Below are 19,281 nucleotides of genomic sequence, written 5' to 3' on the forward strand. Positions count from 1 at the left end.
TTGATATTGGGTTCTTCTTTAATTACTATTTAGTTGACAGTATTGGCGTTAGTCAGCTTAACCCAAACGTGAAAAATACTGGATTTGCAACGATAGACCACCAACAAACTGCCAGCATACAAAAAGACACTAAGTTTATAGGCTTCACCAAAGCATTCACTTTATAACTTATTCACGTTCAAGATTTACAATGAATAATTGGATATAGCACTTTAGATATTGTGCGGTATCCATTTTTAACTAAGCATTTCTTGCTTCATTGCTGATAAAGTTCAATGGGTAATCCATCCGGATCACTGAAAAATGTAAACGCCTTCCCGGTAAACTCATCTATACGAATGGGCTCTACCTCACATCCTTTTTCCTCTAATATATGCTTAACCTGCTCAACAGAGTCGACGACAAAGGCTAAATGACGCAAGCCACAAGCTTCTGGGCGACTAGGTCTAGTTGGCGGCTTAGGAAATGAAAATAACTCAATCTGACCTCCTTGTGGAAGCGCTAAATCTAATTTGTATGACTGCCTTTCTTTGCGATAGTTTTCAGCAATGGTTTTTAGACCTAGAACTTGTGTGTAGAAATGTTTAGATCGTTCATAGTCAGAACATATAATCGCAACATGATGAATGCTTTTTAACATGCTTTGTCCTTAGTCAATGTCATCTTCAGGCATGAAAATTCCAACTCTCCAGCCCAACTTAGTGACTTAAAGATAAACCCAACTAAGTAGCGCTATGACAATACTGGAGTAAAGAATTGAGACTGGAGTTCCAATCTTGATGAAATCTTTAAATTTGTAATTGGTTGCGCTGAAAACTAATAAATTCGTTTGATAGCCATAAGGCGAAATAAAGCTAGCGCTTGCAGCAAAGGCAACAGCGAGCGCGAAAGGCATTAATGGTAGCCCCATTGCATTCACAATACCGTAAGCAAAAGGAAACATAAGTGCAGCCGCGGCATTGTTAGTCACAAATTCTGTGAGAAGCAAGGTCATGACATAGACGAAGACTAAGGCATATATAGCGGGCATGTCACCGATGATAGGCGTCAGACTTGCAGTCGCTAATGCAATGATGCCACTTGTTTCAAGAGCTGTAGCTAAGCTTAGTGCGCCAACTATCACTAGGATTAAGTTTACGGGTAAGTTGCGTTTAATTTCACTCAATGACGATACATTAATTAGAGACAGACTAGCAGTGAATACGAGCAATCCTGTTGCTAAAGGAACGATGGAAGTTGCGGCTAAAATAACAGTACTAATGAAACCTAGTAGAGTAAACGCCTCCTGCCAAGGTTGAAGCTTTCTAGTCACTTTTTGTTCTGACACAATAAAAAAGTTTTTTGTGATGTTGTCTCTTCGCTGAAAGTCTGAACCAGTTGCGAGTAACAGAAAATCACCAGCCTGAAGTTTCAATTCACCCAGCTTTCCAGATATCTGCTCACCGTCTCTGCGAATGGCAACAACCGCTGCATCGAAAAGTGCTCTAAATCCGACATCCTTTAATGTTTTATTAATTATTTGAGCTCGATTAGAAATGATCACTTCAGTTAAATTATCACGCAATAATCCATCCGCTTCGGCAAACATCGTTAAGCCTTTGATGTGTGAAATATTATCAAGCTTTTTAATATTACCGGAGAAGATTAACTTATCATTTTCTTCAATAACCATGTCAGGCGTTACTGGCGACAGCACAACATTTCGACGCACAATCTCAATTAAGAATAACTCCGGTAAGTTACGTAAATGGTTATCTTCTACTGTTTTACCAATGAGTTCGGAGTTCGCCTCTACATCCGCCTCAAGTAAGTAACTCTGATAATTACTTTGATTACTCGCGATGTTAGGTAGTAGGGGGGTGAGAAAATATAAAAGTATTGCGCAGGCAAAGCCAGCGCTCAGTCCAAACAAGGTAAAATCAAAAAAGTTAAAACCAGGGTGACCATGCTCAATCAGAAAGCTATCTACGATTAGATTGGTTGATGTACCAATTAATGTCACGGTTCCGCCGAGTATCGCAGCATATGATAAAGGAATTAATAAGCGCGAAGGGGCGTGCAGTTGATTTTGTTTTATTGGGCCTATTAGACTTGCCACAATGGCAGTGTTGTTAAGAAGCGCTGAAGAACTAAATGTAACCGCAAACATGCGCCAGAAGCTCTGCGTAAATGATTTTCTGACGATGGCTCGACCAAGACGCTTTATGAATGCTGTTTTATCAATGGAGTGGCTGACCAGCAATAATAAAACAAGAGTGACCAAGCCCGTATTTGTAACATTTTTTAGTATTGCTTCGAAGGAAATTTGTTGCGCCAATAATAATAAAAGCATACTTCCGGCGAAAATACTGGAAGGGCGTTTATTGGTAAACGCGAGTCCGAAAATCGTGCCGATAAAAACAACTAAAACGAGGGTCTGTTCCCATGTCATTGTGTAACTACCTTGTTATTCAACTTCTTGTTTTGCACTCGTTTTTCCTGCAATATTATTTGAACCGTAGATGCTACTTTTGATACACCTAGATTTATAATAACAAGCATAACCTATTTATTGGAAACGTGTTACTTCGGAATTTCGGGATTTGAGCGAGATTAGGGAATGCAGCATTTAAGCAACTGCACTCCCTTTCTGACATGCTCTACACTAGTAAAAACTTACTGGGTAAGGTCTATCGCATTCCAATGAGGAAAATGCTTTCTTACCAAAGCGTTAAACTCTAGTTCGAACTCAGAATATTCATGAGAGCCTTTTTGAGCTTCATTTGCACTGATTATCATGCCTGCGCCGACAGTGCCATTAGTAAGACGGTCAATTATGATGAATGCGCCGGTTTTGCGATTATCAACATAGGGGTCACAAGCAATTTCTTGAGTTAATTTGATGTTTGCGACACCAATTTCATTCAAGTTCAAATGCAACGCACTTTTCTTCTCTAATGTGTTCACGTCGATTTGGTAATCAATACCAGAAATACTGCCCGACACTTTTTTGGTTGCAAACTTAAAGCTGTATTGCTTATTTGGAATCAGTGCTTCTTCAGACATCCAAACCATGTTGGTTTTGAAAGCGTTGGAACGCAAAGGCATTGCATCAGACTTAACAATCATATCACCGCGCGAAATATCAATTTCGTCGTTTAAGGTTAAGGTCACAGCGTTTGGTGCATAACCAACTTCTAAATCGCCATCAAAGGTCGAAATTGTTTTCACAGTAGACGTTTTTCCGGATGGAAGTGCTGTTATTTGATCGCCTGGTTTAATCGAACCTGAAACGATCGTGCCAGCAAACCCTCTAAAATCCAGATTAGGTCGGTTTACATATTGCACTGGGAAGCGAAAGTCTTGATGCTGTTGTTGAGTAATTTCCATGCTCTCAAGCAATTCCATCAGCAATTCACCTTTGAACCAAGGTGTATTTTCACTGCGGTTAACAACATTATCGCCTTCAAGCGCGGATAAAGGCACAAAACGAATATCTGGGATGGTTAACTGTTTTGAAAACTCCATGTAGTCTTTTTGGATTTGCTCGTAAACATCTTGTCTATATTCCATCAAGTCCATTTTATTAACAGCAACAATAACGTGCTTTATGCCAAGCAATGAGACTAAGAAAGAATGACGTCTAGTTTGCGTTTTTACGCCTTCTCTAGCATCAACAAGGATAATTGCGAGGTCACATGTAGATGCGCCAGTAACCATGTTACGAGTGTACTGCTCATGTCCTGGTGTGTCCGCAATAATAAACTTACGCTTATCGGTACTAAAGTAGCGATAGGCAACATCAATCGTTATCCCTTGCTCTCTCTCGGATTGCAGTCCATCAACCAACAAGGCTAAATCTACTTTTTCACCAGTTGTACCTGATTTAATGCTGTCTTTCGTGATTGCGGCAAGTTGATCTTCATAAATCATTTTTGAGTCATGCAGCAAGCGGCCAATCAATGTGCTCTTACCGTCGTCGACGCTTCCACAAGTTAAGAAGCGCAATAGATCTTTGTTTTCGTGTTGTTCCAAGTACGACAAAATGTCGGTTTGTAATAATTCGTTTTCGTTATTCATATTAGCAACTTACTAAGAAATAAGGGTTTAAGACTGAATCTTTTTGATTGTAGCGAAGTGGTGATGCATCTGCGTCCAAGGGCTTGTTAACATCTAAGACGGTTACCTTTGCTCCAGCTCCTAACGCGACAGCATGTGCGGCACCAGTATCCCACTCGCTAGTTGGACCTACTCTCGGGTACATATGCGCTTCGCCGCTCGCAACTAAGCAAAGCTTTAAAGAACTACCCATCGCGACTAACTCATGTTCACCACCAAGTGAATCAAGTATCTTGTTTATTTCAGGGCTTTGATGAGAACGGCTACCAACAATTTTCCATTTCTCGTTACCAGTGTGTGGCTTTGCCTTGATGTTAGTTTTTAGACCGTTCACTTCGCTATAAGCGCCAACACCTTTTTGGCCAACAAAAGTTTTGTTAATGGCTGGTGCATGCACAACACCAAAGGTAGGTTCACCGTATTCAATCAAAGCAATATTTACAGTAAATTCGCCATTCTTCTTGATAAACTCTTTCGTGCCATCTAACGGATCAACAAGCCAGTAGCGTACCCATGTCTTACGTTCAGACCACGGAATATCAGCCGACTCTTCTGATAAAATAGGCAGAGAGCTAATCGCTTTTAAGCCGTCAACTATATGATGGTGAGCCGCTAAATCAGCCTCAGTCAAGGGGCTTGAATCTGATTTATCATAGATAGTGAAGTCTTGATCATAAATTTTCATGATCTTTTCACCCGCTTCAATCGCTATCTGTTTCACTTTATCTGCTAGTTCAAGGCTAAATGTAAATGTTGTCATTTATATATATCCTTTCTCAGATAACAAGTTGAACAGGCGCTCAGCAGTTTGTTCTGAGCTTTCCTCAACATACGTTAAATGTACTTCTGGCGATTCAGGAATTTCGTAGGCGGAGTCAATCCCAGTAAAATGTTTGATATCGCCACTGCGAGCTTTTTTGTATAAGCCTTTGGGGTCGCGCTGCTCACAGACTTCAAGAGGAGTGTCTATAAATACTTCTACAAATTCACCAAGTTCTAGCAATGAACGACAATATGCACGATCTGCTTTGAAGGGGGAGATGAATGCGGTGATAACAATTGTGCCAGAATCAACGAACAGCTTGGCTACTTCGCTAATTCGACGAATATTCTCAACTCGATCTTTATCATCGAAGCCAAGATCGCCGCATAAACCATGACGCACATTGTCACCGTCAAGCAAATAGGTCTTTTTATTCTCAGAATAAAGTTTCTTCTCTAGTAAATTTGCAATAGTTGATTTACCTGAACCAGAAAGTCCGGTAAGCCATATGACTGCAGGTTTTTGATTCAATGCTTTTGAGCGAGCTGCTTTATCAACATCGTGTTGATGCCATACGATATTAGTAGCCATTAGAAGTAACCCTCCATTTTTTTCTTTTCCATAGAACCGGAAGAGTCATGATCGATAACACGACCTTGACGTTCTGATGTTTTGGTCAGTAGCATCTCTTGTATAACTTCAGGTAATGTATCCGCGGTCGATTCAACAGCACCTGTTAAAGGATAGCAACCTAGTGTTCTAAATCGTACAGAACGCATCTCAGGCGTTTCACCTGGCTCTAATGGCATGCGATCATCATCAACCATAAAGTAAGTGCCATCACGTTTAACCACTGGTCGAGGCTTAGCTAAATATAATGATGGAATTTCTATATTCTCAAGGTAGATGTATTGCCAGATATCAAGTTCCGTCCAGTTGGACATTGGGAATACACGAATACTTTCACCTTTGTTGATTTGGCTATTATAAATATTCCACAATTCGGGGCGTTGGTTTTTCGGATCCCAGCGGTGGTTTTCGTCCCTGAACGAGTACACGCGCTCTTTTGCTCGCGACTTCTCTTCGTCTCTTCGGGCCCCACCAAAAGCAGCATCAAATTTATATTCATTCAAAGCTTGCTTCAATGCTGCTGTTTTCATGATGTCTGTATGTTTTGCACTGCCGTGTGAAAAAGGCCCAACCCCTTGGTCAATACCTTCTTGATTCGTATGAACAAGTAAATTTAGATTGTGCTTTTTCGCCATTTCGTCTCTGAAAGAAATCATCTCCTTGAACTTCCACGTAGTATCAACGTGTAACAATGGGAAAGGAATGACGCCTGGCGCAAATGCTTTTCTTGCTAGGTGTAAAAGCACTGATGAGTCTTTACCAACGCTATACAACATAACGGGGTTGTCAAATTCAGCAGCAACTTCCCGAAAAATATGAATACTCTCAGCTTCAAGCTGTTTTAAGTGAGTAATAGTAGGTGTTGAGGTGGTCATTTCAGCGACAATCTCCCTTTAAGTAGTTAATATGCTAAAAATATATATGCATAGAACAATAACATATTTAAAGTTCGTTCGATTATGATAATTTGGAATGTCTAATAGCGTATTGATAACTAAAACATTGGATATGTTATAGGATTGTTATAAGCGGTCTGTAATTGAATTGACTGAGTTTAGGGTCTACAAGAGCTCTAACATCTTTTCTTCAGCCCAAATACCTGCAATTTCGTATTCATCAAGAATTTGAGTGTAAGAAATATTCAATCGTTTGCAGTTATCTTCCATTTCCTGCCAGTTGCCTTTTTCGAAATGTTGACACAAGGTAATGCAATCAGCCAGCCAACCTTTATTTTCAGTTAAGGCTAACTTTATTTCTGAAGACAATGGCAAGTCATTAATTACCGTTACTAAATTTGCATCGAGCATCGCGTCTACTAGCGATAACATACCTGTTAGAAATGCAGATGAGCTGCTGTTTCTTTGCATGCAATGCGGAGCGAGTAACTCACAGAATTTAGCTCGTTGCATGGATAAACGAATTAGCTCTTGCGGTTTATCGCCAATAAATTGTGCAGCAAATAGTAATCCCACAAAGCGCTGTAATTCATACTTACCTAACACCAGCACAGCTTGCTTAATGGTTTTTATTGGATTGCGACGTTTAAAAATGGCTGATTGCGTGTATCTCAGAAGCTTAAATGAAAGGGTAACATCCAATTCAAATAGCTGAGCAATTTGACTAAAGTCTGGATCTTCAACAGACAACTTGTTCATTAAACTTGCAATAGAGGCTTGCCCCGGAGTTAATGACAAGCTTTTCATGACTTCAGGGCGACTAAAAAAGTAGCCTTGAAAGTAATCAAATCCTAATTCTAAAGTTTCCTCAAACTGCTGATTGGTTTCTACCTTTTCAGCAAGCAATTTAATTTTAGGAAACTTTTTAACCGCAGCAATGGTTCTGTGCACTTCTTCAGCCGAGCTTTCGAGGTAATCAATTTTAACGATTTCTACATACTCGTAAAAAGGCGTCCATTTATCGTCGTGAATAAAATCGTCTAAGGCTAAAACGTAGCCTTTTTGATGAAGCCGTTGAAATACTTTGTAAAGTCCTTTGGTTGGACGTGCGGTTTCAAGTATTTCAACGACAACTTTTTCTTTCGGCAGCAATTCGGGGTAGCCCCCAAGTAAGGTTTGCTGAGTAAAGTTAATAAAGGCCATTTTGCCATCGGCAAGTCGGTCTAAGCCAAGATCTAACTGCAAGCCTTCTATCATCTTAGACGTCGCCTTTTCTTGGTCAACATCAGGAAAAACGTTGTCCAAGCTAGTACGAAAAAGTAATTCGTACCCAAAGAGCTCCTTGTTTTTATCAAGGATAGGTTGGCGAGCAGCAAAAAAGCCCATATTTAGATTTGTTGTCCTGTCATTTATTTTTTACTTTCTTTAGCATACATATCGGCAAAAGAAGAGAAAAGTGAGCGTATATTTTCGTCTTTTTCTGGCTTCAGTAAGGACAGAATGACAATTACAATACTAGATACAATAAAGCCCGGAATGATCGCATAAAGTTCTGGGTAAATAGAACCGCCATTTTCACCCAATGGTGCATAAATCCATACTAATACAGTAGCTGCGCCACTCACAATTCCACCAAGTGCTGCTATTCGACTCATATCTTTCCACAGCAATGAGAACAATACTAATGGGCCAAATGCAGCACCAAAGCCAGCCCAAGCATTACTCACCAAGGTTAATATACTGCTATTCTTGTCATAGGCAAGTGCAATCGCCACTACTGCAACTAAGGCAACGCTGATTCGACCGATTATTACTTGTTTGTGCTCACTGCACTCTTGATCAAGAAAGGTCACATATACATCTCTTGTTAGTGAGCTTGATGTCACTAGTAGCTGTGAAGAGATTGTACTCATAATCGCAGCTAAGATTGCGGCCAGAAGAAAACCACCAATTAAAGGGTGAAATAGTAATTGTGACAAGGTGATGAAAACAGTTTCTGGATCATCTAAAGTTTGACCAATTGAATTCATATAAGCGAGGCCAAATAAACCTGTCGCTGCAGCTCCGAAGATAGAAACAATCATCCACGACATGCCAATTCTGCGTGCCGTTGGCATTTCCTTTATGCTCGATATAGCCATAAAGCGTACAATTATGTGAGGTTGACCAAAGTAACCTAAACCCCACGACATCAATGAAACAATACCGATGAAGCTTATGGTTGCACCCGTACTAGCATCCACAAACAAGGAAAGAAGATTGCTGTCAGTTGCCGATAAAAGGTCGAGTGTACTGTTGATGCCACCGAGTTCAAATATAACAACGGTCGGCACCATCACTAACGCGATGAACATGATTACGCCTTGCACAAAATCAGTCAAACTAACGGCCATAAAGCCACCGAATAGCGTGTAACAGACCACTACGCCGGCTGTGATGTATAAACCTACTTCATAGTTGTAGCCGAACGAAGATTCGAATAACTTTCCGCCGGCGGCAATGCCAGATGAAGTATAAAGTGTGAAGAATATGATAATAACGATGGAGGCAATAATTCTTAAAGAGCGGCTTTTATCGTAAAAACGGTTCTCAAAATAGTCTGGTAAGGTTATCGCATCTTTCGCGACTTCGGTGAAAACACGCAATCTGGGTGCTACAAAAATATAATTCAACCATGCACCAAAACATAGACCAAAAGCAATCCATAATGAAGATGCCCCTGACAAATACATTGCTCCAGGAATTCCCAATAACATCCAGCCACTCATATCTGAAGCACCTGCTGATAGTGCGACAACAGGGGCACTTAACTTTCTGCCACCTAATAAATAGCCAGAGGAAGTATCTTCATTTTTTCGATATGCGTAAACGCCTATTCCAATCATAGCAATAAAGTAGAGAGCTAAAGATATTAAAGTACCTGTTTCCATAAAAACCTCTGTTATTTTTATTATTGTGTTGATGGTAACAGATAAGCGACTTTAAGCTCAACTTACGTTAGTAGTGAATGTAAGATTCTGATTTTAATAAATTTAATAGGCTCGATATGATATATGCCTAAGCGAGCATTAAATTCAGTCAAAAAAAACCGCAATGCATAAGTCATTGCGGTCAGAGTTGCTCAGGGGGAAGTATTCGATTTTAAAATCTAAACGATGTTTTCGCTACTTTTTGTAACTGAGATACATCATCTGTGTTGTTGCCAACAATGATAATTTTTGCCGATTCTAAGAGGAATGAAGTTCCAACAAATTCACTATTACTAAACGTTTCTTGCAAGCCTTTACTTTCACTGTCGGGTACTACAAAGAGGGAAATGAGGCCCTTTTCACCTTTAATGATCATGTGTAAGCTCTTGATCGTGTCTAAGTAACAGTAGTTTGCCGATACAACTTCACCAATGTCTTTCGACATGACGCCGTTAAAACTCGCCATTTTTTGGTTGATAGAATCTTGAGTCACATTGCTTTGACTCATCGACAGTTCTTTCATGATGTAGTCACTGCTAACGTGAGCGTACACATCATTAACCAAGCCATTATTTCCTGCAAACAAAGTCATGTAGGAAATGCCTGCAACCATCGCCAGTGACGCGGCCATTGCGAAATACCATGGTCGTTTTTGTCGTTTTTGAGAGAATTCGTCCAGTCCCTGACGCAAAATGAGTTTGTCAGCGAAATTTTCCGGTACCGGAATGTTCATTGCTTGCACAATTTGCGCATCCATTGTTTTTACTTCATCCCAAAACGCTTGTTTTGCTGGGTCATCTTTAGCCGCCTGAATAATTTCGGGATCGGTTGTATTTGGCTCAGCATAAATGGTGCGACGAAATGTCAATTCATCCATTTACCTGTTCTCCTTTTGGTTGATCGCCTAATAAGGCTTCTTTAATTTGATTTCTTGCTCTAAACAATCGGGTCATAACGGTGTTCTTATTTAAATTCAACTGCTCTGCAATTTCTTCACCGCTAAAACCCATCAATACTTGCATCATTAATGGCTCTCTATATTCTTCACTTAAATTCGCCATGATTCGTCTTAACTCTCGATGTTCAAGTGCGACATCCCCTAATTCATTTGGGTCGGCGACTGCTACATCCTCAATATCAACTAGGTCGAATTGCTTGCGTTCAAACCTACGTGCATTTTCGCGACGTAAAATGGTGATTAGCCATGATTTGGCTGCGCCTTCGTCTTTTAGCGAATCGAGAGATTTCCACGCTCTTAAAAATGTTTCTTGCACAACATCTTCTGCAATCGCTTTGTCTCTGATTAACCACATTGCATATCGAAAAATATCCGCATGTAATGCCTTAACGAGCGCTTCATATCGTTTTTGTTTTTTCATCATGTCAGTAGAGACCGAGGACTCTTGTACTTTATTTCGGGTAAACATGAATATTCTTCTTTTTTATATACTGCGCAGAGAGTACTTTATTTGAATGCATTGTTCGAACATTGATTTTTGCGGGTTCGATAGGGTTGTGAAGGCTGTTACTACTTAGAATAAAAAAAATCGCACAACTCGGTGTTATGCGATTTTAAGCTTAGATGGGTATTTGCTATGACTCAATAAATGAGTACAAATCAAGTAGCGTATGTTACTTCGTGGCTAAAACCCACTTATTCACGTTGTCTTCTAAAATTGTTAAAGGAACCGGACCGTCTTTTAACACTGCATCATGAAAGCCTCGGTAATCAAATTTGTCGCCTAGCTCAGCTTGAGCTTTATCACGCAATTCCATTATCTTAAGTTTACCAATCATATACGCAGTTGCTTGACCTGGCATTGCGATATAACGTTCAATTGCTTTAACCGAGTCAGCTTCAGGGTTTGGCGTATTCTCAACTAAGTATTGAATGGCTTTTTCGCGGCTCCAACGCATTTCGTGAATGCCCGTGTCTACAACGAGTCGGCAAGCTCTCCATAACTCCATGGCTAAGCGACCAAAGTCAGAGTAGGGGTTTTCGTAAAAACCCATGTCTTTCCCTAACTCTTCGGTGTACAAACCCCATCCCTCTGTGTAGGCCGTGAAACTAACATATTTCTGAAACTCAGGAATGCCTTCAAGTTCTTGAGCAATAGCCCGTTGCATGTGATGACCAGGAATTCCCTCATGATAAGCCAAAGCTTCCATTTGGTATGTTGGCATGCTGCGCATATCGAAAAGGTTGGCGTAGTAAGTACCAGGACGACTGCCATCTTTCGACGGACTCTGATAAAACGCTTTCCCCGCGGATTCTTCACGGAATGCTTCTACGCGTTTAACCACCATTCGCGCTTTCGGAGTTAAGCCAAAATACTCTGGAAGTTTAGCCTCCATCGTATCGATGTAATCCTTGGCTTCAGTCATATAACGCTGACGACCTTCGTCTGAATCTTCATAGTAAAATTGGTCATCGTTGCGCATGAATAAGAAAAATTCTTGCAATGTGCCTTTGAAATTAACTTGCTTCATGATTTCACGCATTTGATTGTGAATGCGCTCAACGTTATCCAAACCTATTTGATGAACTTCTTGAGCGCTTAAATCTGTTGTCGTAAACCAATTTAATCTGTTTTGGTACCACTCACTGCCATTTGGTAAGCGCCACACACCATCACCTTCAGGCGTAAGCATGCGTTGTTTGCCCAGTTCAGCAAGAAGCTTTTCATAAGCGGGTTGGACTGAGTTTTGTAAGGCTGCCTTTGCGTCTGCAATTAAACCATATTGTTCGGCATTACTTAAACCTGATGCGCTTAGCTTTTTCTTAAAGTCGGCCAAAATCGTGGAGTCAGCAGGGCTTTCAGCAAAAGGATTACCTTTAATCACATTTGCCGCGGCTTGCATCATTTGGTCGTAAGCCCAAGCTGGTGGCATCACGCCTAATTTTTCTCGAATTCTTAATTGTTCAATAACTTGATCGAAGAGCGCATCCACTTTGTTCAATCTACTAATGTAGGCTTTCGCATCATCTTCATTTTCAATTCGGTGAATATTAATGAGGAAACTGGGGATCCTTGTATGCCAAGCACTGAATTGGTGCATTGTATAAGTATGGTGCCTGAATTCATCGTTGGCTAGTTTGCGTTCTAAGTCGATTTTGTAAATAGATAAACTAAGTTTTTCAGCATCGCTTAAGGTGCTTTCGTCAAATTCATTTGCTTGCTTTAAACGGGCTTCCATCAGCGCACGAGTCTCATCTGCCTGTGCTTCAGAAAAGTCACCCCATTTATCATAGTCCCACTTTATACCCATGTAACTTTGGGCCATTGGAGAGCGTTTCAAATCGGTTTCTCTGCTCTGAGCAAAAAAAGCTGCTAGTCGTTCTGACTCTGTTGCCGGTTTTTTTACTTCCTGAGTTTGCACTGGCTGAGTTTGCTGGCTGTCAGTGTTTGATGGCGGGCTGCAGGCTGCCATTGCCATGACTATTGTCGATACGGCGAATAGTTTTGCAGGAATACTTATTTTTACGCTTCGTTTTATCATGTCCCTTTCCCGTTTTCTGTTTTTATAATTAGTTTTCTATTTATCTAATAGTATAGCGAAATAACGCTAAGTTCATCTATCGATCTCAAATGAGTCAAGTATTCACCTTTAGACGTTTTAGGTTTTAGGATAAAGTCTAAATTTGTCCTGATTCTCATGTCTTTGCTGAATAGTTTGCTCTCTTAAATTTGATAATGCGGTTAGTAAAGCAGTGCTCTCCCACGTACCCGCTTGATTACCGTAAGCAGACTTCATCATTTTGTTGTACTCAAGGACACAAACTTCGGCATTTAATTGCGTAAAACATTGATTGACGGAATTAACATCTTGCCCAATTAGCACTGTTAACCACTCATGTAATGTCTGATTTGTCTGTTCAATATTCTTCATTTGGATAGTTTTACGCAGCGTATTCCACAATTCCGCTTCATCAGAATCGTGAACATTCGCGTTATTTGGCTGATCATTATTGCTACGTTTATTTGTAACAATCATAAACCCAAAAATAAGCAAACTTAAAAGCCAGAGTACAAATAAACTTATGTGAAGCCAGTCGATTTGAAATTTGTCACTATTGGTGTTCACTAAATTTAGATTATTGTTACCTTGTGAGTTTTCTTCAATTTGTGTACTCGGCTTTTGATTGACCGGCGAAATTACTTCTATATTTGATGCAGCATCTTCACTTGGTGGTAAAACTTCTACCGAACGAGCAGGCAATTTTGCATATTCAGTTTGCTTAGTGACTACGTTGAACCATGGCACAACAACTTCGCCAACAACGAAAGTACCAACCTTATTTGGAATGATCGCTTCGCTTTGAATTTTTTGAGCAAATAATACAGCGCCTTTATCAACGGTGCTTGTTGTTGCTTGATCAGGATAGGTTTTAAAATCGGGTGGGTATAAACCAGCAATTTCTGGCAATTGTTCCTCAACCAAACCTGCTGCTGTCAGAGTGATGGTGCGAGTGATAGGCTGCCCAAGTACGATGCTGCTCGGATCTTGTTGCCATTCTTCGTTTAACTGAACAAACTCGCTGGGCAACCAATGATCCTGATAATTATTAGGTATCGGTAAAACGTTTATTTTAATGTTCGGTGCGACACGGTTAATAGGCTTGGTTCGACTAATGAAGCCAAAAGATTGGCGAGAATCAGTTACAGCTTCGCCACTAAACACTGTGCCTGATATTTCATATTCGCCACTTGCTTGCGGAATAATCGCATAAGTGCGTTCAATAACGCGGTATCTAACGCCATTTTGAAAGTCTTCATATTCTTTATCTTCACCCACTTGTTTAACAATCGCGTTTTCTAGTTCTGGCGCTTGCAGTGAACCGCGTTGGATATCTTTCGCAAGGTGAAGTTTTGTGGTGTATTTGATTTGTTGTTGTAGGTAAACTTCCTTCATATCCACGTTTGCAGTGACATAAAAGTCTCTAGGTGTAGCACCTTGACCATTTCCAACTGGTGTCACAATAATATTGAATGCTTGGCTTTTTTGACCGTCCATTTCAAAAGAGGGGATAGTAAATTTACCTACTTTTTTAGGAAATAGTTGTGTTACCCATGTAGTGGTTTTTGTTGTGTTGAAATTGATTGAACGTGTCGACTGACTGATGGAAGTGCTCGACATTCTGAAGTCTTTTTCCAAAGCTGACAAGTCAATTTGCTTTGACGTTATTTCACCTTCAGCACTAATAATAAGCTGTACTGCTTCATCTATCATGATTGGGTTTTTATCAACAGATACACGTAAGTCAGTGATTTTAGCCGCTGCTTCATAGGGTGTCATTAATGCAAGAGAGAAAAGCATTACCACCAAACATAAATACCAAACGGAATTGTGTTTCATTACTACCAATCCTTCTTATTAGGCTTAGAGAATCTCTCACTTCGCCTTTTTTGTGATTCTAAGAGCATTTTGCGTTGCAACAAAAAGGCCGGGTCATCAGGCACTTTATTCATTAGCATTTGCATACGTTGCATTTGTTCTTTTTCTTCTGGGGTCATGTCTTCGACAGCTTTTTGCTGTTTTAAATTATTTTTTTGCTCTGCACTTTCACCTTCACTTCCACCTTCATTTTCCTTTGCTTCATCCGATTCATTCTTAGCTTCTTCTTGCTGTTCAGATTTGTTACGTTCCTCTTCGCTGTCTTTGCTTTCTTCATTTTGGTTTTGTTGGCCATCTTGCTCAGAGTTTTCTTGTTGCTTCGATTGTTGGTCTTGTTGTTCAGATGAGTTTTGCTTCCCGTTTTCTTGCTCGCCTTGTTCTTGTTCACCATTGCTCTGTTCGCCAGATTCTTGGTCGTTTTTATCAGAGTCGCCGGATTGTTGATCCTCACCATTTTGGTTTTCACCGTCTTGATTCTGCTCTTGTTGCTGATTCAGTAATTCTTCAACAAGCTTTTTATTTGCCATTGCATTGCTGTGGCCAGGTCGCTCTTGAAGTGCCTCTTCATACTTTTCAATTGCCTTTTCTAGCTGGCCTAGTCGTGCTAAGGCATTACCTTGGTTGTATGCAGATTCGGCTCCGGGCACTTTTTGGAAAGTTTCCAAAGCGGCTTCATAGTCTTTATTTTTATACAAAGCAGCGCCTTTCCACATGGCATCATCGAATATCGAACTCGCTTTATCGTAATTTTGCTTTTGATATGCCTCCAGCCCAAGTTGGTCTGCATTTTTAAAAGCACCGGCCAGTAAATCAGAAGCTTTGCTGACTTCTTTTTCTGAGGCATTTGCATTAGTATCCGAAGGCGGTTCGACTTCAGCGTAGACCGGTTCTGATGGCAGGAACATCATCGTACTTAAAACTACAACAAGTATTCCACGTCGGAAGGCATAGGCTGCAAACGGAAGTATTAGTAAGACTAAATAAGCTCCCATATCCTGCCATTGATCGCCTTGACCCATGATGTCGTCGTTGACTTTTTCCTGCTCAAAATTGATCGCTGTGAATTGCATGTTTTCAATGTCGCTGCTATCACTTTGAATGGGTGTATATCGGCCGTTTGAATTTCCTAATACTTGTGAAAAGTAGCGGCTATTCAGAGTTGGCAAAACAATATTGCCTCTCGCATCTTTCATAAAGCCGCCATCAAGCATTTTAATTGGTGCGCCTTTTTGTGTTCCAACACCAAGAATTGAATAGCGATAGGGTGATTTCGCAATATGTGATTGGAGGTCTGGCACGTCATCTAACTCAATGCCGTCGCTAATCCAATATATCTCCCCTTTGGTGTATCCTGCGGATGTCAAAAGCCTTTCAGCCTCTTCCATAGCTGTTAATGGATTACTACCTGGGATTGGCATAATTTCAGGACGTAAACTAGGAATTAACGCCGTAATATTCGTTACATCAGAGGTGAGGGGGCTTACTGTAAATGCATCACCCGCATAGACAACTAAACCGACTTCGCCATCTTGTAAACTATTGAGCAAATCAATCGCCTTAAACTTTGCACGCGTTAATCTGTCTGGTTGAGTATCAGTTGCACGCATCGACATTGACATGTCTAGCATAAGTACTTTTCCAGTAGACACCTGATAAACCGGTTGTGGGAGTTTCTGCCAAGTGGGTCCAGCCATCGCAATGGATGCTACTACCCATGCTAATCCAAGCAAATAGAAAGGAGGCTTGTACGATTTTTTATCTTTTGCTACCACAAGGTGCTGATATAAGTGATTTGACACGATGCCTTGCCAACCGCTTTGCTTACTGGAAAATCTAGTTAGCAAAAGGGCAATAATTACCAAAGGAACGATTGCTATCAACCACTCAGGACGAACAAAGTGAAATGCTTGCCAATCAATCATTTTTGTCCCCCAGTTTGCATAGCTGTATTGCTTCCATTGGATGAATTACGTGTTTGCCACTTAATAAGTACGTGTTTGCACAAGAAAAATAGAGAATAAAGAGCACTAATTAGCAATGCTACCCCTAGTGGAAGATAAAACAATGCCGTAAGAGGGCGAAGCTTTTGGCCCTCTCCCTCGATGGGTTCGAGCCTATCAAGTGTTTCGTATATTGACTCCAATTCTTGAGTATCACGCGCTCTAAAATATTGTCCACCAGTCGATTTCGCAATGTCTTGTAAAAGACCTTCATCGAGATCTTGGGAAGGGTTAATGGTTCGGCGACCAAACACACTTGCCACTTCTTGCTCCTCTGCACCTAAACCGATGGTGTAAATAGTGATGCCTTTATCAATCGCTAATTCGTTGGCTTGTTCTGGCGTGATATTGCCAGCTGTATTTCTACCATCAGTCAATAAAATAAGGACTCTGTTTGATTCTTCTTTATCATCGAAACGTTTCACTGCAAGGCCAATTGCATCACCGATAGCTGTGCGCTCGCCAACCAAGCCCAATACGGACTCATCTAGCAAGGTTTTTACGGTTTCACGGTCGAAGGTGAGCGGCGCTTGAAGATAGGCGGTATCGGCAAACAAAATTAAGCCTAAGCGATCGCCAACTCGACGTTCAATAAAGTCTCTTAACACATACTTGGTCATGACTAGACGGTTAACTTCACGTCCGTTGATGCGCATATCTCCTTGCTTCATTGAGCCGGATAAATCAACGGCAATCATCAAGTCTCGACCTTCATTTGGAATCGATACAGGCTCACCTAACCACTGAGGTCTAGCCGCCGCTACGACCAAACAACACCAAATTAAACTCGCCAAAAACAAACGAGAACTCGATTTCTTTTGACTTTGTTTACCATCGCTTCGTACCTTCAAATAGTTTGGTACTAGCAATGCCGCACTCTCGCTTGTTGCCTTGCGCGGCAATGTGAAATATACAAGCAATGGCAACGGAAGAATGGCAAGCACCCAGATCCAAGCAAACTCAAACATGCTGCACTCCTTGTTCTGTTCCATTCTGACTCGGAGCTGATGCGTTTTTTGCAGGTGGTAAGCTATGCTTGATCCATAATGAAACTGCTTCTTTCGCCTCATTAGCACTAATGCTAGGGGACTTTGTATATAAACTTGATTCAAGTGCCTTAAGTTGAGCAATTACATCGCTATTAGCTTTTAGAGAAGGACTCATTCTTTCGTGCAGAAACGTTTGCCATGCATGGCCTTGTATACCGCTAATATTCTCGTTTGGAAAATAATGAATAATCGCACTACGTAGAATAGCATGCAGTTTTTGTAAGCTTTTAACATCGTGCTCTTCAATATTGGCTATCGCTTTTAAAGCGCGTCGTTTTACTTTGCGTTTGCGTGCGAACTCTATCGCCTGCCATATAATCATCGCAAGTAGCACTGTTATTAAAGCTATTAACACCCACCATCCCCAAGCCAATGGCCACATGGAAGGCGTTTGACCCACACTAATATCGGCAAGGTTTTCTAACGCAGCGTCTAATTGTCCATTGGACGAAGTGATCTTATTGCTTAAATATGTGAACAGCGAACTCATAATAGTTCTCCCATATCTCTTTGATTCAATTGCTGCTCAATCGGCAAAGCTGAAGAGACTGTTCTGAGACCAATAGCGTATTTAGCAAATGCTTGTTTAATCGTTCTAAAATGCGAGGCCTGCTGTGATTGATATTCTTTATTGCTTGCCGATTCGCCTAAATTGACCTGCTGACGCTCGAAACCATTGGTGATGGTTAGCGTTTGTTGAACTGAAGAACTGGGAAGAGCAATCTCCATAGGATCATTTACTAAAATAGCTTTTACTTCACAATGTCGAGCGATATTACTGATCACTGCCAGTGACGCATCGTTTAATCCGTTAAAGTCACTGAGCAAATAAACTAAAGCGCCCGGTTTGGCAATATGTTGCAATTGTTGAACGGCTTTAAGAAAAATCGCCTGCGCATCAATTTCCAGTGCTTCAAACTGTGGCTGATGCATATCTACCATTGCTTGCATCAACGCTAGGGCGCTTTTTGCTTGAGCCTTAGGTTTGAGTTCAACATCTTTTTGATTATTAAAAATCAGTCCACCTACTTTGTCACCACGTTGAATCGCATTCCAAGTGATTAAAGCTGAAAGGTGAGCTGCTTGCACTGACTTACATAAATACGCCGTTCCAAAATACATTGATTGCGTAAAGTCAGTAAACACGAAAACAGGGCGGTCTCGCTCTTCACGAAAAACTTTTGTGTGCGTTTTTCCAGTGCGTGCCGTTACTCGCCAGTCGATGCTGCGAATGTCATCACCCGGCTGGTAGTGTCTAGCTTCATCAAATTCCATGCCTCGGCCTTTGATTTTTGAACGGTCACCACCTGACAAAGCGCCAGCTATGTCTCGAGAAGGACTTAAATTCAATAAGTGTGCTAGCGAACGATAGGACAGGAGTTCAGGTAAAGCGATGTCGACGCCATTCGTTTTATATTTGGCTAACCACAGCTTTATGTTCTCAGGACTTACCATTTTTTGAGGCTCAATCACGAGGTT

The 19,281-nt window shown here is 40.9% G+C and carries 16 protein-coding genes; all 16 read right to left on the bottom strand.

Annotated features, from left to right (window positions below; genetic code table 11):
- Positions 1-256: 256 nt before the first annotated feature.
- Complete coding sequence (locus ACKLNX_RS03530) at positions 257-640, bottom strand: VOC family protein (protein ID WP_412971238.1); 384 nt, start codon at positions 638-640, stop codon at positions 257-259.
- 66 nt (positions 641-706) lie between these two features.
- On the bottom strand, positions 707-2,431 hold the full coding sequence (locus ACKLNX_RS03535) for an SLC13 family permease (RefSeq protein WP_412971239.1): 1,725 nt from the start codon (positions 2,429-2,431) through the stop codon (positions 707-709).
- A gap of 224 nt (positions 2,432-2,655) precedes the next feature.
- Positions 2,656-4,059 (bottom strand): sulfate adenylyltransferase subunit CysN, encoded by a 1,404-nt coding sequence (gene cysN, locus ACKLNX_RS03540; protein ID WP_411695428.1) that lies wholly within the window; start codon positions 4,057-4,059, stop codon positions 2,656-2,658.
- A 1-nt stretch (position 4,060) separates the two neighbouring features.
- Positions 4,061-4,858 (bottom strand): 3'(2'),5'-bisphosphate nucleotidase CysQ, encoded by a 798-nt coding sequence (cysQ, locus tag ACKLNX_RS03545; RefSeq protein ID WP_412971240.1) that lies wholly within the window; start codon positions 4,856-4,858, stop codon positions 4,061-4,063.
- Positions 4,859-5,452 (bottom strand): adenylyl-sulfate kinase, encoded by a 594-nt coding sequence (gene cysC, locus ACKLNX_RS03550; RefSeq protein WP_412971241.1) that lies wholly within the window; start codon positions 5,450-5,452, stop codon positions 4,859-4,861. It lies immediately after the preceding gene.
- Complete coding sequence (cysD, locus tag ACKLNX_RS03555; RefSeq protein WP_412971242.1) at positions 5,452-6,366, bottom strand: sulfate adenylyltransferase subunit CysD; 915 nt, start codon at positions 6,364-6,366, stop codon at positions 5,452-5,454. Before cysD ends, cysC begins: the two co-directional genes overlap by 1 nt.
- Positions 6,367-6,552: 186 nt before the next feature.
- Positions 6,553-7,773: an EAL and HDOD domain-containing protein gene (locus ACKLNX_RS03560; RefSeq protein ID WP_412971243.1), complete on the bottom strand. Its 1,221-nt coding sequence runs from the start codon at positions 7,771-7,773 to the stop codon at positions 6,553-6,555.
- A 23-nt stretch (positions 7,774-7,796) separates the two neighbouring features.
- Positions 7,797-9,317: a sodium/proline symporter PutP gene (gene putP / locus ACKLNX_RS03565; protein WP_412971244.1), complete on the bottom strand. Its 1,521-nt coding sequence runs from the start codon at positions 9,315-9,317 to the stop codon at positions 7,797-7,799.
- 211 nt (positions 9,318-9,528) lie between these two features.
- Positions 9,529-10,233: a DUF3379 family protein gene (locus ACKLNX_RS03570; RefSeq protein ID WP_412971245.1), complete on the bottom strand. Its 705-nt coding sequence runs from the start codon at positions 10,231-10,233 to the stop codon at positions 9,529-9,531.
- On the bottom strand, positions 10,226-10,783 hold the full coding sequence (locus tag ACKLNX_RS03575; RefSeq protein ID WP_411695421.1) for a sigma-70 family RNA polymerase sigma factor: 558 nt from the start codon (positions 10,781-10,783) through the stop codon (positions 10,226-10,228). The genes ACKLNX_RS03570 and ACKLNX_RS03575 overlap by 8 nt, the downstream gene beginning before the upstream one ends.
- A gap of 205 nt (positions 10,784-10,988) precedes the next feature.
- Positions 10,989-12,857: a DUF885 domain-containing protein gene (locus ACKLNX_RS03580; protein WP_412971246.1), complete on the bottom strand. Its 1,869-nt coding sequence runs from the start codon at positions 12,855-12,857 to the stop codon at positions 10,989-10,991.
- Between the two features lie 117 nt (positions 12,858-12,974).
- The gene (locus ACKLNX_RS03585) at positions 12,975-14,714 is read right to left on the bottom strand and encodes a BatD family protein (RefSeq protein ID WP_412971247.1); all 1,740 of its coding nucleotides are present in this window, start codon (positions 14,712-14,714) and stop codon (positions 12,975-12,977) included.
- A gap of 2 nt (positions 14,715-14,716) precedes the next feature.
- Positions 14,717-16,675, bottom strand: coding sequence for a VWA domain-containing protein (locus ACKLNX_RS03590; RefSeq protein WP_412971248.1), 1,959 nt, complete (start codon positions 16,673-16,675; stop codon positions 14,717-14,719).
- Positions 16,672-17,721 (bottom strand): vWA domain-containing protein, encoded by a 1,050-nt coding sequence (locus ACKLNX_RS03595; RefSeq protein WP_412971249.1) that lies wholly within the window; start codon positions 17,719-17,721, stop codon positions 16,672-16,674. The genes ACKLNX_RS03590 and ACKLNX_RS03595 overlap by 4 nt, the downstream gene beginning before the upstream one ends.
- Positions 17,714-18,292 (bottom strand): DUF4381 domain-containing protein, encoded by a 579-nt coding sequence (locus ACKLNX_RS03600; protein ID WP_412971250.1) that lies wholly within the window; start codon positions 18,290-18,292, stop codon positions 17,714-17,716. The genes ACKLNX_RS03595 and ACKLNX_RS03600 overlap by 8 nt, the downstream gene beginning before the upstream one ends.
- On the bottom strand, positions 18,289-19,275 hold the full coding sequence (locus ACKLNX_RS03605) for a DUF58 domain-containing protein (RefSeq protein WP_412971251.1): 987 nt from the start codon (positions 19,273-19,275) through the stop codon (positions 18,289-18,291). The genes ACKLNX_RS03600 and ACKLNX_RS03605 overlap by 4 nt, the downstream gene beginning before the upstream one ends.
- Positions 19,276-19,281: the final 6 nt, after the last annotated feature.

Origin of the sequence: Glaciecola sp. MF2-115, from assembly GCF_047250385.1 — a bacterium.
Classification (GTDB): domain Bacteria; phylum Pseudomonadota; class Gammaproteobacteria; order Enterobacterales; family Alteromonadaceae; genus Glaciecola.